Source organism: Flavobacterium sp. ZB4P23, from assembly GCF_003970375.1.
GTDB lineage: Bacteria > Bacteroidota > Bacteroidia > Flavobacteriales > Flavobacteriaceae > Flavobacterium.
In genome coordinates this window covers 78026-99365 of the sequence record NZ_RYDK01000005.1, presented here as the reverse complement: position 1 = coordinate 99365, position 21340 = coordinate 78026, and the positions used below count along the sequence as shown (strand labels likewise).

19 protein-coding genes are annotated in these 21340 nt (G+C 33.8%); 7 read left to right on the top strand and 12 right to left on the bottom strand.

Annotated features, from left to right (window positions below; all coding sequences use genetic code 11):
* The first annotated feature begins 190 nt into the window (after nucleotides 1–190).
* On the top strand, nucleotides 191–2059 hold the full coding sequence (locus EKL99_RS09675) for an alpha-amylase family protein (RefSeq protein ID WP_126576856.1): 1869 nt from the start codon (nucleotides 191–193) through the stop codon (nucleotides 2057–2059).
* A gap of 76 nt (nucleotides 2060–2135) precedes the next feature.
* Here the strand turns inward: EKL99_RS09675 and EKL99_RS09670 are convergent, their stop codons facing one another.
* The 7 genes from EKL99_RS09670 to rsfS form a co-directional block, all read right to left on the bottom strand.
* A complete protein-coding gene (locus tag EKL99_RS09670) occupies nucleotides 2136–2906 on the bottom strand; it encodes a superoxide dismutase (RefSeq protein ID WP_126576855.1) in 771 nt (256 codons plus the stop codon).
* 7 nt (nucleotides 2907–2913) lie between these two features.
* Nucleotides 2914–3183, bottom strand: coding sequence for an acyl-CoA-binding protein (locus EKL99_RS09665; RefSeq protein ID WP_126460549.1), 270 nt, complete (start codon nucleotides 3181–3183; stop codon nucleotides 2914–2916).
* The gene (locus EKL99_RS09660; protein ID WP_126460552.1) at nucleotides 3183–3836 is read right to left on the bottom strand and encodes a phosphatidylserine decarboxylase family protein; all 654 of its coding nucleotides are present in this window, start codon (nucleotides 3834–3836) and stop codon (nucleotides 3183–3185) included. The genes EKL99_RS09665 and EKL99_RS09660 overlap by 1 nt, the downstream gene beginning before the upstream one ends.
* On the bottom strand, nucleotides 3826–4716 hold the full coding sequence (locus tag EKL99_RS09655; protein WP_126576854.1) for a phosphatidate cytidylyltransferase: 891 nt from the start codon (nucleotides 4714–4716) through the stop codon (nucleotides 3826–3828). The genes EKL99_RS09660 and EKL99_RS09655 overlap by 11 nt, the downstream gene beginning before the upstream one ends.
* Nucleotide 4717: 1 nt before the next feature.
* A complete protein-coding gene (locus EKL99_RS09650) occupies nucleotides 4718–5320 on the bottom strand; it encodes an LUD domain-containing protein (protein ID WP_126460560.1) in 603 nt (200 codons plus the stop codon).
* 114 nt (nucleotides 5321–5434) lie between these two features.
* Nucleotides 5435–7360 (bottom strand): ATP-dependent zinc metalloprotease FtsH, encoded by a 1926-nt coding sequence (gene ftsH / locus EKL99_RS09645; RefSeq protein ID WP_126455818.1) that lies wholly within the window; start codon nucleotides 7358–7360, stop codon nucleotides 5435–5437.
* A gap of 19 nt (nucleotides 7361–7379) precedes the next feature.
* Nucleotides 7380–7751 (bottom strand): ribosome silencing factor, encoded by a 372-nt coding sequence (rsfS, locus tag EKL99_RS09640; protein WP_126455820.1) that lies wholly within the window; start codon nucleotides 7749–7751, stop codon nucleotides 7380–7382.
* A 75-nt stretch (nucleotides 7752–7826) separates the two neighbouring features.
* Here rsfS and EKL99_RS09635 point away from each other — a divergent pair, with 75 nt between their 5' ends.
* Nucleotides 7827–8576 (top strand): biotin--[acetyl-CoA-carboxylase] ligase, encoded by a 750-nt coding sequence (locus EKL99_RS09635; protein ID WP_126576853.1) that lies wholly within the window; start codon nucleotides 7827–7829, stop codon nucleotides 8574–8576.
* Between the two features lie 238 nt (nucleotides 8577–8814).
* On the opposite strand, the gene EKL99_RS14440 is transcribed toward EKL99_RS09635, so the two are convergent.
* Nucleotides 8815–8955, bottom strand: a complete 141-nt coding sequence (locus EKL99_RS14440) for a hypothetical protein (protein WP_156063267.1) — start codon at nucleotides 8953–8955, stop codon at nucleotides 8815–8817.
* A 591-nt stretch (nucleotides 8956–9546) separates the two neighbouring features.
* On the opposite strand from EKL99_RS14440, the gene EKL99_RS09630 reads away from it, so the two are divergent.
* The 3 genes from EKL99_RS09630 to EKL99_RS09620 are packed head-to-tail and all read left to right on the top strand — an operon-like array spanning nucleotide 9547 to nucleotide 15155.
* On the top strand, nucleotides 9547–12636 hold the full coding sequence (locus tag EKL99_RS09630; protein ID WP_126561713.1) for a SusC/RagA family TonB-linked outer membrane protein: 3090 nt from the start codon (nucleotides 9547–9549) through the stop codon (nucleotides 12634–12636).
* A 12-nt stretch (nucleotides 12637–12648) separates the two neighbouring features.
* Nucleotides 12649–14055: a SusD/RagB family nutrient-binding outer membrane lipoprotein gene (locus EKL99_RS09625; RefSeq protein WP_126576852.1), complete on the top strand. Its 1407-nt coding sequence runs from the start codon at nucleotides 12649–12651 to the stop codon at nucleotides 14053–14055.
* Between the two features lie 35 nt (nucleotides 14056–14090).
* Nucleotides 14091–15155: an alkaline phosphatase D family protein gene (locus EKL99_RS09620; RefSeq protein WP_126576851.1), complete on the top strand. Its 1065-nt coding sequence runs from the start codon at nucleotides 14091–14093 to the stop codon at nucleotides 15153–15155.
* A 318-nt stretch (nucleotides 15156–15473) separates the two neighbouring features.
* Here EKL99_RS09620 and EKL99_RS09615 read toward each other — a convergent pair whose 3' ends face one another.
* Both EKL99_RS09615 and pyrE read right to left on the bottom strand, forming a co-directional pair.
* On the bottom strand, nucleotides 15474–15866 hold the full coding sequence (locus tag EKL99_RS09615; RefSeq protein ID WP_126576850.1) for an SRPBCC family protein: 393 nt from the start codon (nucleotides 15864–15866) through the stop codon (nucleotides 15474–15476).
* A 33-nt stretch (nucleotides 15867–15899) separates the two neighbouring features.
* Nucleotides 15900–16541, bottom strand: coding sequence for an orotate phosphoribosyltransferase (pyrE, locus tag EKL99_RS09610; RefSeq protein ID WP_126460569.1), 642 nt, complete (start codon nucleotides 16539–16541; stop codon nucleotides 15900–15902).
* Nucleotides 16542–16548: 7 nt separating this feature from the next.
* On the opposite strand from pyrE, the gene EKL99_RS09605 reads away from it, so the two are divergent.
* Entirely contained in the window at nucleotides 16549–17151 is a 603-nt protein-coding gene (locus tag EKL99_RS09605) for an NUDIX hydrolase (RefSeq protein WP_126460572.1), read from the top strand.
* Between the two features lie 155 nt (nucleotides 17152–17306).
* On the opposite strand, the gene EKL99_RS09600 is transcribed toward EKL99_RS09605, so the two are convergent.
* Nucleotides 17307–19037, bottom strand: coding sequence for a M14 family metallopeptidase (locus EKL99_RS09600; protein ID WP_126563938.1), 1731 nt, complete (start codon nucleotides 19035–19037; stop codon nucleotides 17307–17309).
* Nucleotides 19038–19187: 150 nt separating this feature from the next.
* On the opposite strand from EKL99_RS09600, the gene EKL99_RS09595 reads away from it, so the two are divergent.
* A complete protein-coding gene (locus EKL99_RS09595; protein WP_126563939.1) occupies nucleotides 19188–20534 on the top strand; it encodes a DEAD/DEAH box helicase in 1347 nt (448 codons plus the stop codon).
* Nucleotides 20535–20746: 212 nt separating this feature from the next.
* Here EKL99_RS09595 and EKL99_RS09590 read toward each other — a convergent pair whose 3' ends face one another.
* Nucleotides 20747–21325 carry an alkylphosphonate utilization protein gene (locus EKL99_RS09590; protein WP_126460579.1) on the bottom strand — a complete coding sequence of 193 codons (579 nt, stop codon included), beginning with the start codon at nucleotides 21323–21325 and terminating at the stop codon, nucleotides 20747–20749.
* Nucleotides 21326–21340 lie beyond the last annotated feature (15 nt).

Here is a 21340-nt window from a genome sequence, read left to right as displayed (position 1 = left end):
TAAACGATGACTTTTCCTTTTTAAAGTTATCAACAAATGCGGCAACTCCTTCGTTGTAGTTTGTTCTAATGGAGAGATGATTATATAATTTCAAACAATATAGAGTTCTTTATATTTAAAAAATATTAAATTTAAAAATTGATATTCATTTTAGTATCAAAAGAATTAAAATCAGCATAAATAATTTTATATGATGAAAAAAACAATTATTGTTGCCGGTATAAGCGTAGTGCTTTTGGCGACAGCCTGTAAAACGAAAGAGTTAAAAATGAATACGGAACAAAAGGAGTCAGTTTCCCATAAAAAAGAAGTGGTGTATCAGGTTTTTACCCGATTATTTGGGAATAAAAATACGAACAACAAGCCTTGGGGAACCATTGAAGAAAATGGAGTAGGGAAGTTCAACGATTTTACAAATACGGCCTTAAAGGAAATAAAGGATTTGGGAGTTACTTATATTTGGTACACTGGAGTTCCGCATCATGCTGTGATTCGGGATTATTCCGCTATTGGAATTTCTAATGATGATCCGGAAGTGGTCAAAGGACGAGCCGGTTCTCCTTATGCCGTAAAAGATTACTACAATGTGAATCCAGATTTGGCTGTAAATCCTGAAAATCGTTTGCAGGAATTTGAAGCTTTAGTTGCGCGAACTCACCAAGCTGGATTAAAGGTGATTATCGATATTGTTCCCAATCACATTGCGCGAAAGTATGAAGGAAAAAGTAATCCGGTTGGTGTCAAAGATTTTGGTGCAGATGATGACACGACCGTTGAATACAAAAGAGACAATAATTTTTATTATATTCCAAATACACACTTTGAAATCCCTGACACAGACAAGCCATTAAATGGAGAAAAGAATCCATTAATTGATGGAAAATTTGTAGAAAGTCCAGCAAAATGGACTGGTAATGGTTCTCGTATGGCAAAACCAGATCGAAATGACTGGTATGAAACCATCAAAGTAAATTACGGTATTCGTCCGGATGGCTCCAAAGATTTTCCGGAACTTCCTACTGGTTTTGATTCCAAATCCTATCAGGAACATTTCGATTTTTGGAAAGGAAAAGATGTTCCAAACTCTTGGGATAAATTCAAAGACATTGCCTTGTATTGGACGGCAAAAGGAGTCGATGGTTTTCGATTTGACATGGCCGAAATGGTGCCGTATGAATTTTGGAGTTATATGAATTCAGCCATTAAAGTAAATAATCCGAATGCTTTTTTATTAGCCGAAGTCTACAATCCTAAAGAATATAGAAATTATATTCATCTGGGTAAAATGGATTATTTGTATGATAAAGTAGAAACGTATGATAAATTGAAAGATATCATTCAAGGAAAAGCATTGCCTGATGGATTATCTGACATCCAAAACGGTATTTCAGATATTGAGCATCACCTGTTGCATTTTCTGGACAATCATGATGAACAACGTTTAGCAAGTCCGGAATTTGCGGGAACGCCACAAAAAGGGAAGCCTTTGATGGTGGTTTCTACAACCATAAGTACGTCGCCTACGATGGTTTATTTTGGACAGGAAGTAGGAGAGGCTGGAAATGAAAATGCTGGATTTGGTACCCATTCCAGAACGTCAATCTTTGATTATATAGGTGTTCCTAATCACCAACGCTGGATGAACGGAGGAAAATTTGATGGTGGTCAGTTAACGCAGGATGAAAAGGACTTGCGAGATTTTTATAAAAAATTATTGAATTTCTCTTTGAATAGTACTGCTTTAATGGGGAAATACCAAGAAATACAAACGGTGAATCGCCATATGACTCAAGGATACGATTCTGGAATTTATGCATTCACACGCTGGTCTGATACGCAAAAATTAATCGTTATCACTAATTTTTCCTGGCTTACTACTAGCAATTTCGAGTTAAAAATCCCTTCAGATGTAATCCAAAAATGGAATTTGAAAGACGGAAATTATACACTTACGGATCAATTATACCATAAAAGTTATGTTGAGCTGAAAGTATTCAATGGTGAAGGAAACGCGAAAATTACAATAGCACCTTCAGAATCGTTTATTTATCAATTGTAAAGGATTTTTAGTTAGCAAAAGGATAAAAAAAAGCTGATATAAATTTATATCAGCTTTTTTTTAGCTCAAACGAATACTATTTTTTTGTTACAGCATCATAATTTTCTTCTATTTTTTTCCAATTAATTACATTAAAAAAAGCATCAATATAATTTTTTCTTCGGTATTGGTAGTCTAAATAATAAGCGTGTTCCCATACATCTAAAGCTAATATTGGAGTTCCGGGAACAACTGCATTACGCATCAAGGGATTATCCTGATTAGGTGTGCTGGTTACTTGTAATTTTCCGGATTTATCTAGAATCAACCATGCCCAACCGGAGCCAAATTGTTTTGTCGCTTCAACTTTGAACGCTGTGGTAAAGTTTTCAAATGAACCAAAATCTCTGGTAATTGCTTCAGCCAATGCATTTGATGGTTGACCTCCCCCTTTTGGCGTCATGCATTTCCAATACAAAGAATGATTGTAAAAACCTCCTGCATTGTTGCGAAGTGTGGGGTCATTTGGATCTAATTTACTTAATACTTCCTCAATTGTCAGATTTTCAAGTGGAGTTTCTAAAATAGCCTTGTTCAAATTGTTAGTGTAAGTCAAATAATGTTTGGAATAATGGATTTCTAAAGTAGTAGCTGATATGTTTGGGGCTAATGCATTGTACCCGTAAGGAAGTTTTTCCAGTTGAAAAGAACCTTCATTAGCCTTTACGTCCTCCGGAATTCCGGTTAATACTTTCTCTTCGGTCGTAGGTAAGGGAACTTCAACGACTTCGGTAAATTTTTTTTTATTACAAGAAATTATGCCAATCAGTAGCAGTATAACTGGAATTAAAAAATATAATTTTTTCATAATAATACTATTTTTTTAACAAAGAATAAATAGTTTCTATGTATTGTTTTTTGGCCTCATCTGAGGTAAGGTGGCTGATTTGCATCCATGCATTGGTTTTAAAAGCATCTCTCAAATGGTAAGTAGAAGTTTGTTTTAGATCTAAAGTTCCAAAAGTAGCTTGTTTGTAAAAGGCATAAAGTCGCAATTGAACATCTTGCGGTAAAGATGCCTGTGTCATCGATGAAGCTATTTTTACAGCTTCCAGAAATTGTAGCTCTAATTCTTTTTCATTCATTATCTTTTGGTAGCAATAATAGTTTTACCTCCAATTGCCTTTTGATTCAATTCAACATTAACTTCTGTTCCTAATGGTAAAAAGAGATCTACTCGTGAGCCAAATTTGATAAAACCGGCATCAGTTCCCTGAATAACCTGCATTCCTTCTTCAGCGTAATTTACGATTCTTCGGGCTAAGGCTCCGGCAATTTGACGGTATAGTACTTCACCAAAGGTTTTATTTTCGATGACAATTGTAGTTCTTTCGTTTTCCTCGCTTGCTTTTGGGTGCCATGCTACTAAAAATTTCCCAGGATGGTATTTGCTGAATTTTACAATTCCGCTCAATCCATAACGGGTGACATGCACATTAATGGGCGACATGAAGATGGATATTTGTAAACGTTTGTCTTTAAAATATTCGCTTTCATACACTTCTTCAATAACCACAACTTTACCGTCTACTGGCGCAAGAATTTGGTTTTCAGTGATGATTACGGTTCTTTTTGGATTTCTGAAAAATTGCAGTATGATGATCAAAAGCAACAGCGCTGCTATTTGTATGGCCATTTTGAGCCAGATGGTGTCTATGAAATTATCAGACAATAAGAGCACAACGGCAGTAAAAATAGTGCCTAATAAAATAGATTGGGTTCCTTCTTTATGAAACATAGTTTAAAATTTGATAAAATAAAAATATAATTGGTGCTACAAATATAACACTATCTAGTCGATCTAGGATGCCTCCGTGACCAGGCATTATTTTTCCGCTGTCTTTGACATCGGCAATTCGTTTGAATTTAGATTCAATTAAGTCTCCTATAGTACCTGCAATTCCAACAATAACAGCTATTGAAGTCCAGATTAGTATGGATCGTTCACTAAATTCAGGGTTGGCTTTTATGTAGTACTTTGAGATCAAATAACCGGCTAAAATAGCAAAAATGATTCCGCCTAAGAACCCTTCAATTGTTTTTTTGGGCGATATTTTTTCAAATAATTTGGTTCGGCCTATTGATTTCCCAACAATATAAGCAAAGGTATCATTAGTCCATATTAAGATGAATAATCCAATTATAATTTTGGGATTATAGTCATTTATTCCAAATGAAATTTTAGTAATAAATACAAAAGGCAATATGATGTAACCTAGTAAATACAAGTATTTTGATGAAGTGCTTATTTTTTGAATGTTATCATAAAATAAGAAAAGGATACATTTTATAGATACAACTAACGCTATAACCAATAAAACAACATCTAGTTGCTGTATGTTTATTGAAATTTCTAAATTAGAATTAAATAGCTGATTGAGGGTATCCGTAGTGATTTTATTATAATGGCTTACTAAAGTAACAGCTGTATACAAGGTTGCACCAAAAAGAACCGGTAAAATTTTATGTATTTGAATTAAATTACAAAATTCATAAATGGCAATAAGTAGAAAAATACCAAAAAGAATAAAAAAGCTTTCAGTAGAGTATAAAATAGAAGCAAGTAATAATAGGATATAAACAGCTCCCGATATACCTCGTTTTAGAGTTTCATTCATCTTACAGATCTTCTAAAAGCAATAAATAAAGATTTTTTGCAGAACTTCCGTATTGCGTGAAGTCTTCTTCTTTGGCTTTTTCGAAATATTTTATAGTAGTAATATTAGTAGGGTAGTCCCTTTCATATTTCTTTTTTATAGCGCTAAGTCCATCGCTTTTGGCTTCAAGAATTTGACTTGTATTTGCTAAAATTATAATGTTTGTGGGTAATTCGTTTGGTTTGTCTTGCTTAATTTGTTTTGAAGAAAACAATATAGATCCTTCTTCAGAAATTAAATTTTCACAACTGGCCAGTAAAAATGAAGGATTTTTTGGTTTAGAGAAACTTAATTTATTATCCTCAAGCATACTGAAAAGTTCTGGTTCATAGCATAAAACTTCACTTTCGAACCAGTCATTCTCTTCAAGAATATTTTCAAAGTGTTCTTTTACTTCCTCTGGATTTTCACAGTATAAAAACTTACCTCCATTTTTTTTAAAATTACTGATAAATTTTTCATCTATAGAGATCGTGCTATCAGCATTGGTTTTACTAAATTCACTTTCTTTATCTTCCTCAGAAGCCGGATTAATTGAACCAAAAATTTTTCTAAAAAGACTCATATCGCTGTCAACTGCTTTAATTTATTACTTGAAAACGTTCAAAGATAAAAAAATCTTAATTCAAAAGTAGTTTTTGAATTAAGATTTTAAAAATAATTAAATATTTAGATGTTTCTAAGACACTACTTCTTCAAGATTTTTATCAAATGTTCTTTTTCCGAATATAGCTTCTAAATCATCTTTAAAAATAACTTCTTTTTCGATCAAAATATTTGCGAGCTGATTCAGTTTGTCTTTGTTATCCTCTAAAATCTGAATGGCTCTTTGGTATTGGCCTTCAATTAGTAATGATATTTCTTCATCAATAACTTTAGCCGTTTCTTCAGAATACGGTTTAGATAAATTATATTCGCTTTGTCCAGTTGAATCATAATAGGTAACATTTCCTATTTTTTCATTCAAACCATAAACCGTTACCATTGCACGAGCTTGTTTGGTTACTTTTTCTAAATCACTTAGCGCTCCTGTCGAAATTCTATTGAAAGTTACTTTTTCAGCAGCTCTTCCACCCATAGTAGCGCACATTTCGTCAAGCATTTGGTCAGGACGTACAATTAAGCGTTCTTCCGGCAAATACCAAGCGGCACCTAAGCTTTGTCCTCTAGGAACAATTGTTACTTTTATTAGTGGTGCTGCGTGCTCAAGCATCCAACTAACTGTAGCGTGACCTGCTTCATGAATAGCGATTGCTCTTTTTTCATCAGGTGTTACAATTTTATTTTTCTTTTCCAGACCTCCTACAATTCGATCAACTGCATCAAGGAAATCTTGTTTGTCAACTGCTGTTTTGTTATGTCTCGCTGCAATCAAAGCGGCTTCATTGCACACATTAGCAATGTCTGCGCCTGAAAATCCTGGAGTTTGTTTGGCTAAGAAGTCAGTGTCTAGTCCTTCCACTTTTTTCAATGGCTGTAGGTGTACTTTGAATATTTCTGCACGTTCACGAATATCGGGTAAGTCAACAAAAATTTGTCTGTCAAAACGTCCGGCACGCATTAAAGCTTTATCCAGTACATCTGCTCTGTTTGTAGCGGCTAGAACTATTACATTTGAATTTGTTCCAAAACCATCCATCTCTGTCAGTAATTGGTTTAATGTATTTTCACGTTCGTCATTTCCTCCGGACATGTTGCTTTTTCCTCTGGCTCTACCTACGGCATCAATTTCATCAATGAAAATGATTGCAGGAGATTTTTCTTTGGCTTGTTTGAACAAATCACGCACACGTGATGCGCCCACACCTACAAACATTTCTACAAAATCAGAACCGGATAAAGAGAAGAACGGTACTTGAGCTTCACCAGCTACGGCTTTAGCCAATAATGTTTTACCGGTGCCTGGAGGTCCTACGAGTAAAGCTCCTTTTGGTATTTTTCCTCCCAGGTTGGTGTATTTTTCAGGATTTTTCAAAAATTCAACAATTTCTTGAATCTCTTCTTTCGCTCCTTCTAAACCAGCAACATCTTTGAAAGTAGTTTTAATATCTGTTTTTTCGTCAAATAGTTTTGCTTTGGATTTTCCAATATTAAAAATTTGGCCACCACCACCACCGGCTCCACCAGACATTTTTCTCATGATAAAGATCCAAACGGCTATAATAATTATAATTGGCAATAAACTGATTAGGATATCTGACCAATTACTTTTTGCCAAGAAATTAAAATCGTTTAATTTACCTTTGGCAACTGCTTCTTCCAGCTTTTTTTGAAATATTTGATCATTACCAATGTTAAAAACGTAATGTGGTCCTTTATTAGGTCTGTCAAAAACATCTTTCGAAACTTTTTTGTGTGCTGCATCTTTCATTGCTGCCGCATTCAGAAAAACTTCAGCTTCGGTTTTGTTGTTTACAACAACTTTATCGATCTGACCTTTCTCTAAGTAGTCGTTAAACTTAGACGAGGTTAATTGTCCGGGTTCATTAAGACTGGAGCCATTAGTTATAAAACTTATAAATAAGAAAATTAATAATATTGCAGCGTAAATTAGCCAAGGGCTTACTTTAAACTTATTCGGATTTGGATTATTTTCTTTAGCCATTACTACGGATTATGTGTCTTTAGTATTTGTTTTCTATAGTTGTTATTTTAGCATCGCCCCATAAACTTTCGATGTTGTAGTACTCTCTAATATGTTTTTGAAATACATGAACCACTATATTCACATAATCCATTAATACCCATTCTGCATTATCAGTTCCCTCAACATGCCAAGGCTTGTCTTTTAATTCTTTTGAAACTGTTTTTTGGATAGAGTTGACTATTGCATTTACCTGCGTGTTTGAATTTCCATTACAGATTACAAAATAGTCGCAAACTGCAGTGTCTATTTCTCTTAAATCAAGGATAGTGATATCATTCCCTTTTACTTCTTCTATCCCTTTAATGATGTTCGCTAATAGAACGTCATTATTTATAGTCTTTTTCGCCATGAATTATTTTTAATATAAGTTTGTAAAGTTACCATTTTTTGTGATTATTTTTGAACCTTAACACAATATTAAATTATGTTTCACAAAAAAACGTATAGTAAGGTAATCAAACTCGATGCCATAGATTCTACAAACGAATTCCTTAAAGGGTTATCGAACAAACAAGAGCTCGAAAACTTTACTGTTGTTACCGCTGAGAGTCAAACAAAAGGAAAAGGACAAATGGGAGCTGTTTGGGTTTCTGAACCAAGTAAAAACTTAATAATGAGTATTTTGGTTAAGGATTTTTTAGTAGATATTTGTCAGATTTTCAGCTTAAATATTTTGGTTTCACTTGCTGTAATTGAGGTTTTAGAATCGCTTAGGATTCCTGATCTTAGTATCAAATGGCCTAACGACATTATGTCATACAATAAAAAAATAGGTGGCATTTTGATAGAGAATAGCATCAAAAGCGACGGAACAATTGTTTCTATTGTAGGTTTGGGACTCAATGTAAATCAAACTAATTTCGAAAATTTAGCAAAAGCTTCTTCTTTGGCCGTGATTTGTGCAACTGAATTTGATAAAGAAGCACTTCTTTCTTCTATTGTTACATCCTTAGAAAAAAATAGAGCATTATGGAATCAGCAATCCAGTACTTCTTGGAACAAATACACAAACACATTATACAAAAAAGGTATTCCCATGGCCTTTTCAGCTCATAATAACGGTAACTTTATGGGAATTATTCAGGGCGTTTCGGTATCTGGGAAACTTCTGGTTCTTCTGGAAGATGATCGTATCGTTGAATTTGACATCAAAGAAATTCAAATGTTGTATTAAATGTGAAAATTCATAAAATAAAATTTACTCCTAAATAGGGTTTGCTGAAAAACTCAGAGACCCGTTTATTCTAGATTTTCATAAAAGATATAGTTATGATTTTCGTTTAAATCACACCTGTTTTGGTTTTGGTCAATTTCTAGCATTACCCTTTTTGATAAACTCTCGAATATCATAACTATCAGACAGGGGTATCACTCCTGCTAATTTGACTAGGTTGAGCACTAAAAATATGCTGTTAATCCATTAAATGACTTCCTCTATTGGGATTTTCATCATTGCTTGCTGAATCCGAATCGTCTTTGGGTTCACTCTTTTTCTGTTCCTGTTTAGTTTTTATAGCAATAATTTTCTCCGTGATTGGATTGATAACATCCAAATTTAAATGCTTTCGGAATGTTACAAATAAAGAAGCATCAAATGGAGGCACTTAGTTTCTCAAATATTGCTATATCTAATTGAAGTGTAAATTAATGTGTGTTTCTCAGCAGACCCTAAAGATTCATACTTTTTCACTTATGATACAACTACGGAGTGATAACTTCTAATTCTTTGATCTGGATGTTGTCTCTCACAACTCAACTAAAAGATTTCTCATAAAAAAAGCTCGGTTATAAATTTTACGTACTTGTTACATAAGTTAAGATAAAGGTTCTAATGTTATCCAATTGTATGAATAAAGTTAGCAAATCCACAATTAAACTTTAATTAAAATATTTTTTTGTTTTTATCTGTTGAGATAGAAACAAAATTACAATCAAAAAATAAAATACAAGACACTTTAAAGCTATATAAATGAATATTTTAAGACCTTAATAAATTTTAACACACACTACCGAAAGAGTCATAAATCAATTATTTAACAGTATATTTTTTTGTTAATAAATGAATATATTTTGTTAAAAGTATCATAACATACGCCATACATCTTACGAGTAAGTTTGCCCTCAAAAATCAAACTTCACAAAAAATGAAAATCTTAGGAAAAAAATTATTGTTTTTTTTATTTGTTTTTTCTGTTCACTTAATTAATGGACAAACAAAAACAATTACTGGAAAAATAACCGATCAGTCGGGGCTTCCATTACCAGGAGCTATTATTATGGTTAAAGAGACCAAATTGAGCTCAATATCAGATTTAGATGGAAACTATTCCATTAAAACTGAAAATGGAAAAACTTTAGTATTCTCTTTTATGGGTTTTAAAACTAAAGAAATTTTAACTTCTGAAACGTCTAAAATAGATGTGGTATTGGATGATAATTCATTGGCTTTGGGAGAAGTCGTAGTAACTGCTTTAGGTATCAGAAGAGAAAAACGAGCTCTTGGATATGCTTCTCAAGAATTAAAATCAGATGATATCAATAAAGTCAACTCCACTAATTTTGTTTCCAATTTATCAGGAAAAGTTGCCGGTGTTCAAATAACAGGTTCCGGAAATGGGATTACAAGCTCTTCCCGAGTGGTGATTCGCGGCGATAAATCGTTAAATATCAATAATAACAGTCCATTATTTGTTGTTGACGGAATACCGATAAATAACAATACGTATGGAGTTGGTGGCAGTTCAACCAATCAACGTGATTTACCAACGGATTATGGTAATGGGGCATCAGAAATAAACCAAGAAGATGTAGAAAGCGTGAATGTATTAAAAGGTGCAGCGGCATCTGCCTTGTATGGATCAAGAGCAGCAAATGGAGTTATTGTCATTACTACTAAATCAGGTAAAAAAAATAAAGGTCTTGGTGTTTCGATCTCTTCCTCTTTCATGACAAGTGAAGCGCTAAGATTACCTGAAATACAGGAGATTTACGGTGCAGGATCAAAATTAACCTATGATCCAGGAGCAGATACTAATTTAGGTCCTAGATTAGATTCCGGATTGTCTATTTTACAAAACGGAAGTCCAGGTTATTCTGTTGGTCAAGGAGTAGCACTTCCTTTCCAATTCAGATATGATTTAAATGACTTTTTCAGAAAAGGAAATTCAATTTCTAACTCAGTATCCATAACTGGTTCAGATGAGAAAACTAATTTTCGTTTGAGTTACGGAAAAACTACAAGTGAGGATATTGTCCCAAATTCAAATTTAAAAAGAGACAATATTAGTTTGAACTTAAACCATAAAATTTCAGATAAATGGAAAGTAATAACGATAGCTACTTATACAAAAAGCCGTAGTGACAATACTCCTGTAACTGGATATGGAAGTCAAGGGCTTATGTATAATTTATTATGGAATCATACCAATGTTGATTTAGACTGGCTTAAGGATTATTGGATTGTTAAAGACGTCAAACAAAACAGGATGTTCAGCTGGGGAGACAATCCTTTTAAAATTGCTTATGAAAACATTAATGCCTTTAAAAAAGACCGTCTATTTGGTAATATCGCTTCAACGTATGATTTCAATGAAACCCTTTCTTTAATGGTTCGAATGGGAATGGACAATTCCAATGATTTCCGCTGGTCACGAAGACCTATTGGATCTTCCAGATATTCACAAGGAATGTACCGTGAACAAAGTATCACTTTTACGGAGTACAATTCAGACGCTTTACTTACTTACGATCGTACTTTTGGAGATTTTTCAACAAAGTTTTCTGTAGGTGCAAACCGAATGAATCAATACACATCTGAAGGTAAAATTGAAGGACAAGGAATCAGTATTCCCGGAATTTACAATTTACAAAATATTAATGTAATGCCTATACAATCCAGAAATATCTATAAGAAACGTATAAATAGTACGTATGGAATGGCAAATATTGGCTATAAAAACTATCTTTATTTAGATCTAACCGCCAGAAACGACTGGTCTTCTACACTTCCGGCAAATAACAATTCTTATTTCTATCCTTCAGCATCTTTAAGTTTTATACCTACATCATTGTTTGAAATGAATAAAAACATTGATTTTTTAAAATTTAGAGCAAATGCCGCATCTGTAGGAAATGATACTGATCCGTATCGTCTAGTAAAAACGTATGAAAATGGAGCTTTAGCAGGTACATTAACAAATCCAAGAACTATTTTAAATAGTAATTTGAAACCTGAAATTGCAACATCCTATGAAGTAGGGGTCGAAGCTCAGTTTTTCAACAGAAGAATAACACTAGATGCTAGTTATTACATTACAAACTCCAAAAATCAAATTGTAGGTTTAGATGTTTCACAAGCAACCGGATCTACATCAAACGTAATCAATGCAGGAAAAATTCAGAATAAAGGAATTGAAATAGGCTTAGGGTTTACACCTGTTAGAAGTGAAAATCTAGAATGGTCAATTAATGCTAACTTTAGCCAAAACAGAGGAGTTGTAAAAGAATTAACAGAAGGAATTAGCAGTTATATAATTGCACAAGGTCCTAACGGTGGAACTGTAGAAGCTCGTGTAGGGGAAAGAATGGGAGACATGTATGGTAGAGGTTATCTTAGAAGTCCTGATGGTCAAGTTGTTTTTGATAATACTGGCTCTCCAATTTTAGACACTCAAATTAAAAAAATCGGAAACTACAATCCAGACTGGATGCTGGGTCTTTCTACTAATTTAAGGTTTAAAAATGTCACTCTTAATGCTTTATTTGATGTAAGACACGGCGGTAAAATTTATTCAATGACAAATGCGATAGGAATGGAAAGTGGCATATTAGACGTTTCATTACCAGGCAGAGAAACTGGAATTGTTGGTGATGGTGTGGTACAAAATTCAGATGGTTCGTACAGTCCAAATACAACAGTCATTAGTGCCGAAAACTGGTATTATTCAAATGCTTTTCGTCGTGATAATATTGAAGCAAATTCATTTGATGCTTCTTATGTAAAATTGAGAGAAATAAGCTTGAACTATAGATTTCCACAAAAGTTAATTAAAGCTGCAAATATGCAAAATATAAGCATTGGCTTAGTAGGAAACAACCTGGCTCTTTGGACAAAAGTGCCTAATATCGATCCGGAAACTCAATCTATAAGCGGAGGAACATTATTACCAGGATTTGAAGTTATGCAACTTCCATCTTCAAGAAGCTATGGTGTAAAACTAAATGTTTCATTCTAAAAAAAAACAATCATGAAAAAATTTCTAATATTCGTTCTATTATTAAGTGTTTCAATTTCTTGTACTGATCAATTCGAAGAAATTAACACCAACAAAAACCAGCCAACAGCAGCCCAACCTAAAACATTATTACCAAATGTCATTTTTAATTTAGCAAATGAAAATGTATCGAATGCTTTTGACTTTGGAGATATTGTGGCTCAATATGGTGGGAACTATGAATACAATGAGCTAGACATATATAATTGGGGAGCTAGCAGCCGTTTCTGGAATATGTATAAATGGCTTAACGACATCAATGATATTAAAAAACAAGCCATTGTATTGAACAATAAAAATTATGAGGCCGTATCTTTAATATTAGAATCCTATGTAATAAGTGTAATTACGGATACGTATGGCAATGTCCCTTATTCGGAATCATCAAAAGGAGAAGACGGAATTTTGAAACCAGTGTATGATTCTCAAGAACAGATTTATACAAAAATATTTGAAAATTTAACTACTGCTAATTCCATAATCGAAACGAGCAAATCAATAGAAGGTGATTTATTGTTTAACGGATCCATGTTGAAATGGAAAAAATTCTGCAATTCACTTCATGTACGATTGTTAATGCGTGTTTCTAATAAGACAGTTGTAAATACAAAACTAAGTGAAATCATTTCGAACCCGGCAACCTATCCCTTATTTGCGTCAAACTTAGACAATGCAAATTACAAGTACACTGGTGTTTTTCCAAATATATCTCCTATGACTGATGGAATAAACCGATTGTATGGTTATAATATCGTTATGCCTTCAACCCATATCGTAAATACATTAATCACGAACAATGATCCGCGTCTGAATGAATGGATCGATCCAATTGCTGGAACCAATAATTATAAAGGGGTTCAGCCAGGTCTTGCTTTAGATCAAATTGGGGAACCAACGAAATATTCCCGTAGAGCCGAAGATTATTTTTATACAAAAACTAAAATAACTTCAATATTCATGACTTATAGTGAGTTAAATTTCTTGTTAGCCGAAGCCCGTCAACGAAATATAATTACTACCGGAACTGCCCAGGTGTATTACAACACTGCTGTAGAAGCATCATTTAATCAATGGAGTGTCACTATGCCTGCTAATTATTTAGTCACAACGGTACCTTATAGCGCAACCAATGATGTGTTGTATACACAGAAATGGCTGGCTTTATACCACACTGGTGTAGAAGCTTGGATAGATTGGAAAAGAACTGGAAAACCAAGCTTTATTCAAGCTGGTCCTGGAGCTAAAAATGGGGGTAAAATACCTAGAAGAATAATGTATCCAAGTATAGAGCAATCCGTAAATGCCGAAAATAATAGTGCTGCAGTGAAAGCAATCGGAGGAGACAACATTAACAATAAAATTTGGTGGGATAACTTTTAAGGTTTTATGACAGAACCGATTTTAAAAAAAAAACAATGACAAATTTCAATAGATTATTAATTCTACTGCAATCATTTATAATAACAAGCAGTATTTTATGTAGTGCTCAAAAAAATGAGACTCAAGGGGCACCACTTAATGAAAGTTTCAAAATTGCATTTGGCTCTTGTGCCCATCAAGACAAAGATCAGCCTATGCTTCTAAATGCCGTAAAACTAAATCCTGATTTATTTATTTATCTTGGTGATAATATTTATGGAGATACGCGAGACATGAATCTGTTAAAAAATAAATATGAAAAATTAGCATCCAAAGTTGAATTTCAAGAATTAAAAAAAAGAACTAAAATTTTATCGGTTTGGGACGATCATGATTTTGGAGAAAACGATAAAGGAAGGCACTACCCTTTTAAAAAAGAGTCTAAAGAAATTTTTATGAACTTTTGGGAAGTTCCTCAAAACTCTGAAAGAAGAAACCATGAAGGTATTTATGGTTCCGAATATGTAAAACTAGGTGATAAAACACTTCAGATAATAATGCTGGACACAAGAACTTTTAGAGATAATTTATTAAAAAATGAGCCTAAAAATTCAGTTTATAAAAATGACTATATTCCATATAGTAAAAAAGACAGTACGATTCTTGGAGACAAGCAATGGAAATGGCTAGAAAATGAATTGTCGAAAAAAGCAAATATCCGAATCATTGCCTCAAGTTTGCAATTTGGACATGAGTACAACGGGTATGAATCTTGGACAAATATGCCTCATGAACAAACAAAATTCGTTGATTTAATAGACAAAACCAAAGCCAACGGAGTTGTATTCATTTCGGGAGATGTTCACTGGGGTGAGATTTCAAAAATGAATACAAAAAACACGTATCCATTGTATGATGTTACCTCAAGCGGGATAACCCAAACATGGACTAGTACTGAATCAAATAAAAACAGAATTGGCGGTGTTATTATCCAAAATAACATTGGCTTAATAGAAATTTTCTACAAAAATAAAGTGCCGTTGATAAAGCTAAACCTATTTGACAAAAATGGTATTGTGAGTAATCATAATTTTCTTCTATCAGAAATTTCATTCAATTAACGGTAATTATCTCTTTATGAGTAATTTATCAAAACATATTTAGATTATTATAATAAAAGTAATGTATCTCAAAATTACAATAGCTAATGACAAAGCGTTTAAAAAACCTAATCATTAGCTATTTTTTTTGGTAACTATTCAGCCTATTCTAAAAAAAAAATAGTTATTAACAATTTTAACTTTCTGTTTTTAGAAAAACAACTTTATTTTAAACAATTGTTTTTTAGTACATAACAAAAACATTTATTATAGAACAATCTGATTAGCTTTTTGTCATGTACTTAAAATATTATTATATTGTTACTACTTAAACAGTTTTTACAATTTATTCATATTGGCTGCTAAAGTTTCTATAAATTTTCCAATTGGTCCTTTTATGATCATGGCCATCATAGGGTTAAATTCTCCTTCAAAATCAAGTTTTACAGCACTGGATTGCTCTGTTATAGCCTCAATATTTGCTATAAGAGTAAATGGAAGTTTGTCACTTGCAGCTCCCAAAACAATTTTTACAGGCGCTACTTTTTCTTTCATTTTAAGTTTGATTTCGGGCATGCCTTTTAATCCAAAAATAAATGCATCATCACCAATAACCTCAAATTTAGCAATGTTTTCAGGCATTAGTTTTTCAAAATTTTTTACATCGCTTAATAAACCAAATAATTCTTGAGCGGATTTGGGTACAGTAACTTTTGGACTTTCTAAGTTCATGTTTTGTAGGATTTTGTTTTTATTTTTTTAAACTTAAATGTTCCAGGTAGACGGATTTACATTCCATTCTCTTAAAGTTTGTTCTTCTTCTTCAGTAATGTATCTTTTGGCTACAGCCAAATTTAATAAATTTTGATAATTGCTTAAAGTGTATAAATCCACATGTGCGCTCTTGAAATTAGTTTCAGCTACATCAAAACCATACGTAAATATCGCGGCCATGCCCTTGACATTGGCTCCTGCTTCGCGCAACGCTTCCACAGCAAGTAAACTACTGTTTCCGGTACTGATCAAATCTTCCACCACTATTACATTTTGCCCTTTTTGTAAAAAACCTTCGACTTGATTTAGTCTCCCGTGTTTTTTAGGTTCCGGACGCACATATACAAACGGGACTCCTAAACTTTCAGCAACCAGCATACCAATTCCTATTGCTCCAGTGGCTACACCGGCAATAACATCTGGTTTACCAAATTGTTTCTGAATATTCTTAGAAAATTCATCCCGGACATAATTTCGTACCGCTGGAAATGAGAGGATTAATCGGTTGTCACAATAAATAGGCGATTTCCATCCAGAAGCCCATGTAAAAGGATTTCTTGGATTCAATTTAATTGCATTTATTTGCAAAAGAAATTCGGCTGTTTTTTCGGCTGTATCTTTATTAAAAATCATAGTACAAATGTATAAAGTTTTTGTTAACGACAAACCACTTTTTTTAACAAATCATATCTCCAAGGAGACCGATTTTCAATTATTTTTGCTAGAAAGCATTGATATAGAGCAACTTATAGTAAAAATCTTTCAAAATAAAATTAATAAAGCCTATTTATACCATCCGGATGAAAGCTTGATTATGAAGACTTTGAAAGCAAAAATCCCGGTTACTAAAGCAGGAGGTGGCTTGGTGTACAATAAAAAAGGAGAAGTCTTATTCATTTTTAGAAACGGAAAATGGGATTTACCCAAAGGAGGAATCGAAAAAGGAGAGGAAATTGGGGATACTGCTATGCGAGAAGTAGAGGAGGAAACCGGAGTAAATGGCTTGACAATTTCCCATAAACTTCAAAAAACGTATCATGTTTTTAGACGTAACGGCAAGTACAAACTAAAAATTACACATTGGTTCGAAATGCAATCTGATTTTGAAGGAACACCTCATGGACAATTAGAAGAAGGAATTGATAAAGTAGCCTGGATGAATCCGGAGCAAATTAAGGAAGCTTTGAAAAATTCCTATGAAAATATAAAATTATTATTTGAAGAAGAAAAGCACTTGAGATAGCACTTCATTTTGTCAAAAGATAAGCTGATTGAACAGTTTTGAACTGATTTTTAAATTGGCATAGTAAGTTAAACACTAATTTCACGAATTTCCACGAATTAATCTGTGGGAATTCGTGAAATTTGTGTGTAATAAACATTTTAACGAGCGTTTTTTTATTTTAAAACACGATACACAGGATAGCGTAAATGTGCCTTTTCATAATAAACGGAATGTTTGTAGATCCAGTCCAGTTGCGCTTCCGGATTATTGATAAAGGTAACGTCACTTTGTTTTTTTAAATCAAATTCGGCTTTTAATTTTGGATTATCTTTCAAAATTTGTGTTGCAGAATCTTCAAAAACATAATCGGAATACCCTTCTTTTTGTTGTAGCATCGTGTCGAAAAAATTCCAATTGAAAAAAGAATCGACGGCCTCTGGTTCCAATGTTTCCAATAGGTATTTGATTCCCTTTTGTTGTGTAGGAATAACGTAATCCCCTTTGGCGAAAGCCACTTTCTCCATTTTAGCGGTTACCGAAGTGTTTCGGTGTAAATAATGACCTTCGTATGCGGAACTTGCCGTTTTGAAATCCGCAATCCTGTAGCTTTCAACTTCAATTATTGTGTCCTTTTTTAATTGGCGATAGGAGATCGTATTGCTCTTTAATAATTCAATTACAGGCCAAAATCCTCTCGGAATTATATACGCTTCTGGTATTATTATCTCTTTTACCGATTTAAATTCCTTATTGTACGGAATATCTTTTTTGTACGGTTTTGTTTGGTCATAAAACAAACGGTTTCCGGAGGTGACGTCGCTTTTTTTGTAACTGGCTTCATAGCCTAAAAACGAAAAAGGAATCGTTTTTGTACTGTCAATTTCCCATTTTATCGTGTACGATTGTTGTGGTTTATACTGCTCTTCATTTTTTAATCGCAGTTGTTTGATTTTTTTGTAATTAGCATCTGTAAAATCAATTGCGGAACGCATGTATTCGTAAGTTACTTTCACCCGATCCACATAATTTTTTAGCATGTGCGTTTCTACCACAAACCCAATGGTGTTGAACAATGAAGTATAACCGGTTGCAAATCGTGGACTCTCAAAAAACTGACCAAAACCTTTGTCTGGTGTGTCCTGAAAAGCATTGACATAAGGCGTAGTTTCGATATTCTTTTTTTGTAAATCTTCGACCAAAGCAGGCATCATTTCAGTATTTAAAAAATTCCCTAAAATAGTTCCTAGTTTATTATGTTGGGTCATAATATACGTCAGTTTGTATTGGTAATCCGCGCCATTGCTGACGTGATTGTCAATAAAAACATCTGCATTTACTTTATGGAATATTTCTACAAAGCTTTTCGTGTTACGGGTGTCTGATTTGATAAAATCTCGATTCAAATCGTAGTTTCTGGCATTGCCACGAAAACCATAGATTTCAGGTCCGTCCTGATTGGCTCTTGAAGTGGAGTTTCTGTTTAAAGCGCCGCCAATATTGTACACCGGAATACAAACGATAATGGTGTTTTTTGGCACTTTTATTTTGCCTAACGCTAAATCTCTAAACAGTTGCATGGAAGCGTCAATTCCGTCCGGTTCCCCCGCGTGAATTCCGTTATTAAGCAGAATTACCGCTTTGTTTTTTTGGATGGTTCCAAAGTCAAATTGCTGTTCCGGATTAAAAATAACCATGTGCAAAGGCTCACCACTATCCGTTAAACCCATTTTTTGAATTTCGATAGTAGGGAAATCATCCGCCAGAAGTTTGAAGTACGCAATTGTTTCTTGGTAAGATGCCGATTGATTTCCATTACCTTTTTCGAAAAAAGTATCGTATTTATTGTTTTTTTGTGCAAAAGCACTGATGGAGAATAGTAAAAAAAGGAATGTGAAAAGTCTCATTTTTCGGTTTTTTAAATGGAATATCAAATGTAGCTTTTTTTAGACAGCTGTAGGTATGAATGTAAGAAAAGGAAATACCCGATTGAAAAAGAATGAAAATACAAAATTCATAACTGAGAATTAAAAATTACCTTTGTCCAAATAAAAAAAATGAATAAGAAACACCATTCCAATAATATACTTTCGAATTTAGGCATCGAAAGCCTGAACAAAATGCAGGAAGTAGCACAAGATGCAATCTTGAATGATAATAATATTTTATTACTTTCGCCAACAGGTTCCGGAAAAACTTTGGCTTTTTTGTTGCCGATTTTAGAAATGTTACAACCCGAAATTCAATCGGTTCAATGTTTAATTTTGGTTCCTTCACGCGAATTAGGATTGCAGATTGAGCAGGTTTGGAAAAAAATGGGAACCGATTATAAAGTAAATGTGTGCTATGGCGGACACTCCATCGATACCGAAATCAAAAATTTAAGTAATCCTCCAGCAGTTTTAATAGGAACTCCGGGAAGAATCGCGGATCATATCGACAGAGGCACTTTCCGTGTGGATAAAATTCAAACCTTGATTTTGGATGAGTTTGATAAATCGTTGCAATTGGGTTTCCATGAACAAATGTCTTTTATAATTGGAAAATTAACGAAACTCAATAAACGCGTTTTGGTTTCGGCCACTTCCGATATTGAAATTCCACGATATACAAGAGTCGTAAACCCGACTATTTTGGACTTTATTCCAGAAAACGTGGCCGAAACGAATCTTTCGATGAAAATGGTCGTTTCGAAAGAAAAAGATAAAATAGGAAGTTTATTCAACTTGATTTGTTCGTTGAAATCACAATCGGCAATTGTTTTTTGTAATCATCGTGATGCTGCAGAGCGCATCAGCGATACGTTGAACGAAAAAGGAATTTATGCCACGTATTATCATGGCGGAATGGATCAGGACGAAAGAGAACGGGCCTTAATCCAGTTTAGAAACGGAAGTGTAAGTTATCTAATCACAACTGACTTGGCTGCTCGTGGACTCGATATCCCTGAAATGAATCATGTTATTCATTATCATTTGCCATCTAAAGAAGACGAATTTACCCATAGAAACGGACGTACAGCACGTATGCTAGCTTCTGGTACGGCGTATATTATTGCTCATGAAAGTGAGAAAAAAATGGATTACATCGATTACGGAATGGAAGCTTTGAAAGTGGAGAATTCCACTTCATTGCCAAAACCACCTGAATTTCAAACGATTTACATCAGTGGTGGAAAGAAAAATAAATTGAATAAAATTGATATCGTAGGTTTCTTTTCCCAAAAAGGGAAATTAGAAAAAGACGATTTAGGATTAATTGAAGTGAAAGATTTTATCTCATTTGCAGCGGTGAAATTCAATAAAGTGAAAGACTTATTGCAAGCCATTAAAGACGAAAAAATGAAAGGCAAGAAATTCAAAATCGAAGTCGCTCGAAAAGTGATTAAGAAAGAAGAGGAGTAGTTTTTTAGTGTTCAGTTTTGAAAAGTGTTCAGTCCTGAAGCTTCTGGGTTAGCTATCCGTAAAATAATTGACAATAAAAAAATCGTTAAAGGTAAATTAAATTTACTGTTAACGATTTTTTGCTTTAATGAAGTCTCTGATTACACTTATTTCTGACCACTGAATTTTTTTATCAACTCAGGTACTGATCATTAAAAACTGTCAACTGACCATTATATTTTCTTAACGTATTGTGTAATAATGACAATAGTCTGGCCGTCTACTTTACCCTCAATATATTCGGCATTTTCATGATCCAGTCTGATGTTACGCACTGCAGTTCCTTGTTTAGCTACCATGCTTGAACCTTTTACTTTCAAATCTTTGATTAAAACTACTGAATCTCCAATTTCAAGAATCACGCCGTTGCTGTCACGGTGAATGACTTTGTTCTCCTCTTCTTCGCCTTCACCTGTTGCTTGTGCCCAAGCCAAAGTATCTTCGTCTAAATACATTTGGTCTAATAATTCTTGAGGCCATCCAGAACCACGCAAACGGCTTAACATTCTCCACGCGACAACTTGTACGGCAGTATGTTCACTCCACATGCTATCATTTAGACATCTCCAATGATTTAAATCTACGGTATCCGGATTTTCAATTTGGTCAATACAGGTGCTACAAGCCATGATGTTTTCCTCAATCCCTCCTTTTTTGGTAGGCAATACCTGGTACACTTTCAGGTTCTCAGTTGCGCCACAAAGTTCACATTTTGACCCGCTGCGTTTGCTTAATTCTCTTTCTATACTCATGTTTAACGGCTTTTA

Bases quoted from the DNA above. Each gene is read 5' to 3' on its own strand.
- EKL99_RS09675 (WP_126576856.1), top strand. From the start codon at position 191: ATGATGAAAAAAACAATTATTGTTGCCGGTATAAGCGTAGTGCTTTTG.
- EKL99_RS09670 (WP_126576855.1), bottom strand. From the start codon at position 2,906: ATGAAAAAATTATATTTTTTAATTCCAGTTATACTGCTACTGATTGGC.
- EKL99_RS09665 (WP_126460549.1), bottom strand. From the start codon at position 3,183: ATGAATGAAAAAGAATTAGAGCTACAATTTCTGGAAGCTGTAAAAATA.
- EKL99_RS09660 (WP_126460552.1), bottom strand. From the start codon at position 3,836: ATGTTTCATAAAGAAGGAACCCAATCTATTTTATTAGGCACTATTTTT.
- EKL99_RS09655 (WP_126576854.1), bottom strand. From the start codon at position 4,716: ATGAATGAAACTCTAAAACGAGGTATATCGGGAGCTGTTTATATCCTA.
- EKL99_RS09650 (WP_126460560.1), bottom strand. From the start codon at position 5,320: ATGAGTCTTTTTAGAAAAATTTTTGGTTCAATTAATCCGGCTTCTGAG.
- ftsH (WP_126455818.1), bottom strand. From the start codon at position 7,360: ATGGCTAAAGAAAATAATCCAAATCCGAATAAGTTTAAAGTAAGCCCT.
- rsfS (WP_126455820.1), bottom strand. From the start codon at position 7,751: ATGGCGAAAAAGACTATAAATAATGACGTTCTATTAGCGAACATCATT.
- EKL99_RS09635 (WP_126576853.1), top strand. From the start codon at position 7,827: ATGTTTCACAAAAAAACGTATAGTAAGGTAATCAAACTCGATGCCATA.
- EKL99_RS09630 (WP_126561713.1), top strand. From the start codon at position 9,547: ATGAAAATCTTAGGAAAAAAATTATTGTTTTTTTTATTTGTTTTTTCT.
- EKL99_RS09625 (WP_126576852.1), top strand. From the start codon at position 12,649: ATGAAAAAATTTCTAATATTCGTTCTATTATTAAGTGTTTCAATTTCT.
- EKL99_RS09620 (WP_126576851.1), top strand. From the start codon at position 14,091: ATGACAAATTTCAATAGATTATTAATTCTACTGCAATCATTTATAATA.
- EKL99_RS09615 (WP_126576850.1), bottom strand. From the start codon at position 15,866: ATGAACTTAGAAAGTCCAAAAGTTACTGTACCCAAATCCGCTCAAGAA.
- pyrE (WP_126460569.1), bottom strand. From the start codon at position 16,541: ATGATTTTTAATAAAGATACAGCCGAAAAAACAGCCGAATTTCTTTTG.
- EKL99_RS09605 (WP_126460572.1), top strand. From the start codon at position 16,549: ATGTATAAAGTTTTTGTTAACGACAAACCACTTTTTTTAACAAATCAT.
- EKL99_RS09600 (WP_126563938.1), bottom strand. From the start codon at position 19,037: ATGAGACTTTTCACATTCCTTTTTTTACTATTCTCCATCAGTGCTTTT.
- EKL99_RS09595 (WP_126563939.1), top strand. From the start codon at position 19,188: ATGAATAAGAAACACCATTCCAATAATATACTTTCGAATTTAGGCATC.
- EKL99_RS09590 (WP_126460579.1), bottom strand. From the start codon at position 21,325: ATGAGTATAGAAAGAGAATTAAGCAAACGCAGCGGGTCAAAATGTGAA.